Genomic DNA, 3,797 nt, shown 5'->3' with positions numbered 1-3,797 from the left:
ACGTCCGGTTTCATGAAGGGGCGATTGACCTGTGACTGACCGGGACTGGGTCCATCCGTCATCGTCTGAGCCGTTTCCATCCCAGCCAGATGCCGCTTATCGACGTCACCCCGCCTGCGATCGAGAACAGCCAGAGCAGCATATCCCGGGCCGGCCGGTACATGGTGAGCACGCCGAGATCCCATTTATGGAGGAGGTCGAATGCCCAACGGTATGCCCGTTGCCGCTTATCGACGGTCTTCAGAATCTCTCCGGTGGCGGGATCGATATAAAACCACGTCTGTGGCGGATCAGCGAAACGCAGCCGGAGCACCGGCAGCTGTGGCAGGGTTGCGACCGCATACCAATACGCATCAGGCGTCGTCAGGCGGTCGATCGCGATCAACCGCGTGCAGCCTGCCAGACGACGGACTCCAGCCATCAGGGCGTGCGTGGTCGGGCTCGACGGGGTAAGCATGACCGCATCCAGAGCGGATCGCCGGCCGTCACGATAGGCGAGCAGCACAAGCGGCGTTCCGGCATTATCAATAAGTTGCGCGATCACTGCACCGGAACCTACGGCGCGTAGTCGGTCGAGCGATACTACCGGCATCTGATCGGATGCCTGATAGACGCGCATCGCGGCCTTGACCGGTTTTGTCCCACCAAACAGATGGCCGGGGTCGACCGACAGCCACCCGCTGAAGATCCAGGCGATCAGGAAGACACCACCAACCATCCCTGCGATATGATGCCAGAGCATCCAGCCGTTATAGGGCGTCATCCGTCCGCCCCTGAAGCGGCGTGCGCCGATGCGCGTCCGCAAGATGCCGATCCACATGCCCGCTACCGCGGCAGCGATACAGGGGCCTGACACCCACAGCACGACCTGACGCCAGGCCGATTGATCCTGTCGCAGCACCGTCGGATAAAGCCAGTGCGGCACCGAACCAAGCCAGTTCCAGAACCTCTCGCGGCGGGTTGTTACCTGCACGACGGCGCCCGTACTCGAGGAGACATAGGCCTCCGTGCCGGACGCGTCGGCGAGCGCGACCTTCCAGACCGGTCGATGCCGGTCAAAGCCACCCGCAACCGTCCACTGATCGCGTGCCAGATGATCAACGCGCTCTACAGTTGCATGTGCAAAGCGACCGGCGACCCGAGCGGCATACAGCGCGTCAACCAGCGGCAGAACTGACCCCCGATGGGCTGCGACCGTCACATGCGATCCATCCCACTGTGCGACGCGCCAGACAGGCGTGCCGTCGCGCATTTCGAGCATAAGCTCCTGCGGTAGATATCCACCCTCAAGCGGTGGCGGTACGTCCACCGCTGCCCAGTCGATAGCCTCGCTCCCGGTCAGCTTCTCAGCTGAAGAGAGGGAGGGATAGGGCACGTAGAGCATCACCAACCCGGACAGGAACCACATCGCGAAGAACAGGCAGCTGGCAATGCCGACCCAGCGATGAACAAGGTAAAGCCAGCGCCGGGCAGTCTTGCCAATTGCGCGCCCGCTCACGGCGTCAAAGACGGACGTCAAGCGAGCCGTGGACCGAACCGCCACGCAAGCGAGGCGAGACAATAGGAACGGCATTACGGTAATCCCCCGGGCGTCTGGCGAACCCGGCAGGGACCTCCCGCGAACGGCCGACATCCGCGCCAGCCGGACGCGATTGCGACCGGCACGCATGCCCGTGCGGTCCCCACCGCACACGTCGTCGCTCGACGGAGTACCGTGCCGCGGCCACCCCCTGGGCCAGGCAAGAGCGACCAGACGCCGGCAGGTCTCCTGGCTCACGGGTCATCACACGATGCACGGCCTTCCCAGGCCCTCATGACGAAACGTCTGGCCCAGTGGCTGCTCCTTCCGGTTCAGGAAGAAGCGAAATGCATCGCGCTCGCCGCTTACAGTTGCAGGGACAGCCTCGGCTTCAGGTGGCGAACCACCCTCACCGCGTTCCCTATTAAGCCCCTTTCGGGGCACCGACGCGATCATGCCGCCCTGCTCGGATCGAACAGGTCAGCGGCGCCGGTCTATCTTGACGAAGACCATCCGGCAATCGGTCGGAGCGGCCATCACAGAGGTCAAAAGGCAAGTCGGTGCCCCTTAACGAAAGGCGGTAACTGGGAAGGAGCGAATACGTCGCTAATGTCCGGCTATGCGTCTGGCCGGAAGCCGTAGGGCAGGGCGTGTCCGCCCAGTTGTAGCCGTTCGAATGCTCATCGGCCTTGCCTGGTAGGCGACGTTCCGACAGGCTGTCGAATTGAGGGTTTGGTACTGACTAGCCGCCTGGACTGGTCAGACGTACGCCGGCCCAAACTGTATTAAGGGGGGCTGCTGATGTGCCGTCGACGCAATGTGATATTGTGGGCGCTTTCGCTGGTTCTTCCCTTGGCGCTGCCCGCTGCAGCACAGGGGCCGACCCATGCTCTGGCTCCTGCTCTCGACGCCGGCGGACGTCGCGCGATTGTGGAAGAGTTCGCTCGCGCGATGCGCGACCATTACATATTCACTGAGCGGGCCGAGCAAGTGGCGAAGAGGACGACCGACGCGTTTGCTTCAGGCAAGTACGACGATGCCAGAACGGCGGGAGAACTCGCGGCCCGGTTGTCCGCTGATGCGTCCATCGTGACCCACGACAAGCACCTTAGCGTGTTCTCGATGCAGGAGCCGCGACCGCCGCGAGGCGACGGTCCACCGGCTGAGATGCCCGCCGCGGACGCCGGAGTGACTCGCGCCGACATCCTAGCGGGCGGTGTTGGATATATTGAAGTGATTGGCTTTCCACCAATCAGCTTCTCCAAAAGGGCGGTTGACAAGGCCATGACCTCCCTCTCAGGCAGTCGTGCTCTGATCATCGATGTCCGCCGTAACGGCGGCGGAGACCCGGGGGCCGTTTCATACCTCGTCAGCTTCCTGGTTCCGCCAGGCCGGGCGATCAATGACATCGTCTCACGCGTGGCAAAGACGACTGAGACAACGCGAGAAAGCTACCGATCCGTTCGCACACCGGTGTCCTTCTTCGACATCCCTGTCTACGTTCTCACCAGCAAAATGACCTTCTCTGGCGGTGAGGAGTTCGCCTACGACATCCAAGCGCTCAAGCGAGGAACGTTGATCGGGGAGACAACAGGGGGCGGGGCCAATCCTGTCGGTCCGGTCGATATCGGTCACGGTGTTATCGCCATGATTCCCTCTGGCAGAGCGGAAAATCCGGTCACGAAGACCAATTGGGAAGGCGTTGGTGTTCGGCCAGATGTGTCCGTTAATGCGGAGAACGCACTTTCTGCGGCGCTGGCGAAGGCAGGGTCAAAGCCAGTCGCCGATATCGCGGCGGCGTCTACAAAAAGGGTTTTTAGCCCGCGAACAGCCCAGCTGGCTGGATCAGACGCAGCAATCCGCAGGCTTATCGGCGCGATTGCAAGCGGAACTACGATCCAAGACCTTGTGACCCCCCAGCTCGCTTCCGAGATCCAGCCGCAGATCACTCAGAATCGGACTGAACTCGCTAGTCTCGGCCGATTACTCTCGGTAGACTTCTGGCGTCCTACCGCGTTTGGTGGCGATGAGTTCAAGCTCACGTTCGCCAATGGACGGCGCAAAACGATAGTGTCGCTAGATGATCAAGGGAAGATTGCGGGCATGCTCCCATTAGCTCCGTTAAGTCCGGCTGAGTAAGCGCCAGCCCGTCGAACGGCTTAAACTCATTTGCATGAGCAGGGTTTCTGGCAATTCGAGCGTTTCGCCGGTCGTCCCCAAACGACGTCATTGTCGGGACACTTTGCTTTAGCTGACCCTTGGCGACTGCTTTATGAAC

General features: G+C 61.7%; 2 protein-coding genes and 1 riboswitch. Of the genes, one reads left to right on the top strand and one right to left on the bottom strand.

The features are described 5' to 3' along the window. Nucleotides 1-58: 58 nt before the first annotated feature. A complete protein-coding gene (locus sphst_RS13680; RefSeq protein ID WP_234387654.1) occupies nt 59-1,519 on the bottom strand; it encodes a hypothetical protein in 1,461 nt (486 codons plus the stop codon). Between the two features lie 222 nt (nt 1,520-1,741). Then, nucleotides 1,742-1,982: riboswitch (cobalamin riboswitch) on the bottom strand. Between the two features lie 338 nt (nt 1,983-2,320). Here sphst_RS13680 and sphst_RS13675 point away from each other — a divergent pair. Next, a complete protein-coding gene (locus sphst_RS13675; RefSeq protein WP_081877707.1) occupies nt 2,321-3,658 on the top strand; it encodes a S41 family peptidase in 1,338 nt (445 codons plus the stop codon). Nucleotides 3,659-3,797 lie beyond the last annotated feature (139 nt).

This window comes from Sphingomonas sp. STIS6.2, from assembly GCF_000732685.2.
In the GTDB taxonomy this organism is placed as follows: domain Bacteria; phylum Pseudomonadota; class Alphaproteobacteria; order Sphingomonadales; family Sphingomonadaceae; genus Sphingomonas; species Sphingomonas aerolata.
The sequence above is the reverse complement of the archived record's forward strand: the minus strand, read 5'-3'. Positions and strand labels throughout refer to the sequence as shown.

Bases quoted from the DNA above. Each gene is read 5' to 3' on its own strand.
- sphst_RS13675 (WP_081877707.1), top strand. From the start codon at position 2,321: ATGTGCCGTCGACGCAATGTGATATTGTGGGCGCTTTCGCTGGTTCTT.